This window comes from Shewanella zhuhaiensis, assembly GCF_022484835.1.
GTDB lineage: Bacteria > Pseudomonadota > Gammaproteobacteria > Enterobacterales > Shewanellaceae > Shewanella > Shewanella khirikhana.
In genome coordinates, this window is the sequence record NZ_JAKUDL010000017.1 from 1 (window position 1) to 4,614 (window position 4,614).

The 4,614-nt window shown below is 53.0% G+C and carries 2 rRNA genes; both read right to left on the reverse strand.

Annotated elements, in window-relative coordinates:
- Positions 1-25 precede the first annotated feature (25 nt).
- Positions 26-2,919, reverse strand: a 23S ribosomal RNA gene (locus tag MJ923_RS20725).
- Positions 2,920-3,020: 101 nt separating this feature from the next.
- Positions 3,021-4,565: ribosomal RNA gene (locus tag MJ923_RS20730) — 16S ribosomal RNA — on the reverse strand.
- The 16S and 23S rRNA genes sit together here, the layout of an rRNA operon.
- Positions 4,566-4,614 lie beyond the last annotated feature (49 nt).

A 4,614-nucleotide genomic window follows, 5' to 3' on the forward strand; every position in this document is an offset into this window, starting at 1 on the left:
ACCATCTGAAACCCATCTGGGTTGTATGGTTAAGCCGCACGAGTCATTAGTACAGGTTAGCTCAACGCCTCACAACGCTTACACACCCTGCCTATCAACGTCCTGGTCTCGGACGGCTCTTCAGTGGACTCAAGGTCCAAGGGAAGACTCATCTTGGGGCTCGCTTCCCGCTTAGATGCTTTCAGCGGTTATCGATTCCGAACGTAGCTACCGGGCAATGCCATTGGCATGACAACCCGAACACCAGCGGTTCGTTCACTCCGGTCCTCTCGTACTAGGAGCAACCCCCCTCAATCTTCCAACGCCCACGGCAGATAGGGACCGAACTGTCTCACGACGTTCTGAACCCAGCTCGCGTACCACTTTAAATGGCGAACAGCCATACCCTTGGGACCGACTTCAGCCCCAGGATGTGATGAGCCGACATCGAGGTGCCAAACACCGCCGTCGATATGAACTCTTGGGCGGTATCAGCCTGTTATCCCCGGAGTACCTTTTATCCGTTGAGCGATGGCCCTTCCATACAGAACCACCGGATCACTATGACCTACTTTCGTACCTGCTCGACGTGTCTGTCTCGCAGTTAAGCTGGCTTGTGCCATTACACTAACCACACGATGTCCGACCGTGTTTAGCCAACCTTCGTGCTCCTCCGTTACTCTTTGGGAGGAGACCGCCCCAGTCAAACTACCCACCAGGCACTGTCCCTAGTCCAGATTCATGGACCGAGGTTAGAACACCAACACTACAAGGGTGGTATTTCAAGATTGACTCCACGAGAACTGGCGTTCCCGCTTCAAAGTCTCCCACCTATCCTACACATGTAGGGTCAATGTTCAGTGCCAAGCTATAGTAAAGGTTCACGGGGTCTTTCCGTCTAGCCGCGGGTATACGGCATCTTCACCGCAATTTCAACTTCACTGAGTCTCGGCTGGAGACAGCGTGGCCATCATTACGCCATTCGTGCAGGTCGGAACTTACCCGACAAGGAATTTCGCTACCTTAGGACCGTTATAGTTACGGCCGCCGTTTACCGGGGCTTCGATCATGAGCTTCTCTTGCGATAACCCAATCAATTAACCTTCCGGCACCGGGCAGGCGTCACACCGTATACTTCCTCTTGCGAGTTTGCACAGTGCTGTGTTTTTGATAAACAGTTGCAGCCACCTGGTATCTGCGACTGCCGTCAGCTCAGGGAGCAAGTCCCGTCACCAACAGCAGCGTACCTTCTCCCGAAGTTACGGTACCATTTTGCCTAGTTCCTTCAGCCGAGTTCTCTCAAGCGCCTTGGTATTCTCTACCCGACCACCTGTGTCGGTTTGGGGTACGATTCCTGCTAACCTGAAGCTTAGAAGATTTTCCTGGAAGCATGGCATCAACCACTTCAGTGCCGTAGCACCTCGTCATCAGCTCTCGGTATATATGTGCCCGGATTTGCCTAAGCACACTACCTACCACCTTAAACACGGACAACCAACGCCGTGCTGGCCTAGCCTTCTCCGTCTCTCCATCGCAGTTAGCAGAAGTACGGGAATATTAACCCGTTTCCCATCGACTACGCCTTTCGGCCTCGCCTTAGGGGTCGACTCACCCTGCCCCGATTAACGTTGGACAGGAACCCTTGGTCTTTCGGCGAGGGGGTTTTTCACCCCCTTTATCGTTACTCATGTCAGCATTCGCACTTCTGATACCTCCAGTGTGGGTTACCCCTTCACCTTCAACGGCTTACAGAACGCTCCTCTACCGCGTACACGTTATCGTGCACACCCGTAGCTTCGGTGAATTGCTTAGCCCCGTTACATCTTCCGCGCAGGCCGACTCGACTAGTGAGCTATTACGCTTTCTTTAAATGATGGCTGCTTCTAAGCCAACATCCTAGCTGTCTAAGCCTTCCCACATCGTTTCCCACTTAGCAATTACTTTGGGACCTTAGCTGACGGTCTGGGTTGTTTCCCTTTTGACGACGGACGTTAGCACCCGCCGTCTGTCTCCCGGATAGCACTCTTTGGTATTCGGAGTTTGCAAAGGGTTGGTAAGTCGGGATGACCCCCTAGCCTTAACAGTGCTCTACCCCCAAAGGTGTTCGTCCGAGGCGCTACCTAAATAGCTTTCGAGGAGAACCAGATATCTCCCGGTTTGATTGGCCTTTCACCCCCAGCCACAAGTCATCCGCTAATTTTTCAACATTAGTCGGTTCGGTCCTCCAGTTGATGTTACTCAACCTTCAACCTGCCCATGGCTAGATCACCGGGTTTCGGGTCTACGCCTTGCAACTAAACGCGCAGTTAACACTCGGTTTCCCTACGGCTCCGCTATTCGCTTAACCTCGCTACAAAACGTAAGTCGCTGACCCATTATACAAAAGGTACGCAGTCACGGTCTCAAGAACCGCTCCCACTGCTTGTACGTATACGGTTTCAGGTTCTATTTCACTCCCCTCACAGGGGTTCTTTTCGCCTTTCCCTCACGGTACTGGTTCACTATCGGTCAGTCAGGAGTATTTAGCCTTGGAGGATGGTCCCCCCATGTTCAGACAACATATCACGTGTGCCGCCTTACTCGATTTCATCATCGGTTAGTTGTCGTGTACGGGACTGTCACCCTGTACCGTTGCGCTTTCCAACGCATTCCACTAACACCCCGAAGACTTAAGGGCTAATCCCCGTTCGCTCGCCGCTACTGAGGGAATCTCGGTTGATTTCTTTTCCTGAGGGTACTTAGATGTTTCAGTTCCCCTCGTTCGCCTCACTAAGCTATGTATTCACTTAGTGATGACACCTTATGGTGCCGGGTTTCCCCATTCGGACATCGCTGGCTATAACGGTTGTTACTACCTCACCAACGCTTTTCGCAAGTTACTACGTCCTTCATCGCCTCTGACTGCCAAGGCATCCACCGTATACGCTTAGTCGCTTAACCATACAACCCGGATGAGTTTCCTCACCGTGCTGTATTGCAACCAGCTGGTTTTCGATAGTTCAATCTGTGTGAACACTCAGCAGGATAATGTGTCGCTTAGGTAAGGAGGTGATCCAGCCCCAGGTTCCCCTAGGGCTACCTTGTTACGACTTCACCCCAGTCATGAACCACACCGTGGTAAACGCCCTCCCGAAGGTTAAGCTATCTACTTCTGGTGCAGCCCACTCCCATGGTGTGACGGGCGGTGTGTACAAGGCCCGGGAACGTATTCACCGTGGCATTCTGATCCACGATTACTAGCGATTCCGACTTCATGGAGTCGAGTTGCAGACTCCAATCCGGACTACGACCGGCTTTATGAGATTAGCTCCACCTCGCGGCTTCGCAACCCTCTGTACCGACCATTGTAGCACGTGTGTAGCCCTACTCGTAAGGGCCATGATGACTTGACGTCGTCCCCACCTTCCTCCGGTTTATCACCGGCAGTCTCCCTAAAGTTCCCGGCATTACCCGCTGGCAAGTAAGGATAAGGGTTGCGCTCGTTGCGGGACTTAACCCAACATTTCACAACACGAGCTGACGACAGCCATGCAGCACCTGTCTCAGAGTTCCCGAAGGCACCAATCCATCTCTGGAAAGTTCTCTGGATGTCAAGAGTAGGTAAGGTTCTTCGCGTTGCATCGAATTAAACCACATGCTCCACCGCTTGTGCGGGCCCCCGTCAATTCATTTGAGTTTTAACCTTGCGGCCGTACTCCCCAGGCGGTCTACTTAATGCGTTAGCTTGAGAGCCCAGTGTTCAAGACACCAAACTCCGAGTAGACATCGTTTACGGCGTGGACTACCAGGGTATCTAATCCTGTTTGCTCCCCACGCTTTCGTGCATGAGCGTCAGTCTTTGTCCAGGGGGCCGCCTTCGCCACCGGTATTCCTCCAGATCTCTACGCATTTCACCGCTACACCTGGAATTCTACCCCCCTCTACAAGACTCTAGTCTGCCAGTTCGAAATGCAGTTCCCAGGTTGAGCCCGGGGCTTTCACATCTCGCTTAACAGACCGCCTGCGCACGCTTTACGCCCAGTAATTCCGATTAACGCTTGCACCCTCCGTATTACCGCGGCTGCTGGCACGGAGTTAGCCGGTGCTTCTTCTGTGGGTAACGTCACAGCTACAGGGTATTAACCTGCAACCTTTCCTCCCCACTGAAAGTGCTTTACAACCCGAAGGCCTTCTTCACACACGCGGCATGGCTGGATCAGGGTTTCCCCCATTGTCCAATATTCCCCACTGCTGCCTCCCGTAGGAGTCTGGACCGTGTCTCAGTTCCAGTGTGGCTGTCCATCCTCTCAGAACAGCTAGGGATCGTCGCCTAGGTGAGCCATTACCTCACCTACTAGCTAATCCCGCCTGGGTTCATCCAATCGCGGAAGGCCCGAAGGTCCCCTCCTTTCCCCCGTAGGGCGTATGCGGTATTAGCAGTCGTTTCCAACTGTTATCCCCCTCGATTGGGCAGATCCCCAGGTATTACTCACCCGTCCGCCGCTCGCCGGCAAAGATAGCAAGCTATCTTCCCGCTGCCGCTCGACTTGCATGTGTTAGGCCTGCCGCCAGCGTTCAATCTGAGCCATGATCAAACTCTTCAATTAAAGTTTTGGTCTCAATGAATTTCTGCTGTCATGCTCTGCATGAAAACTC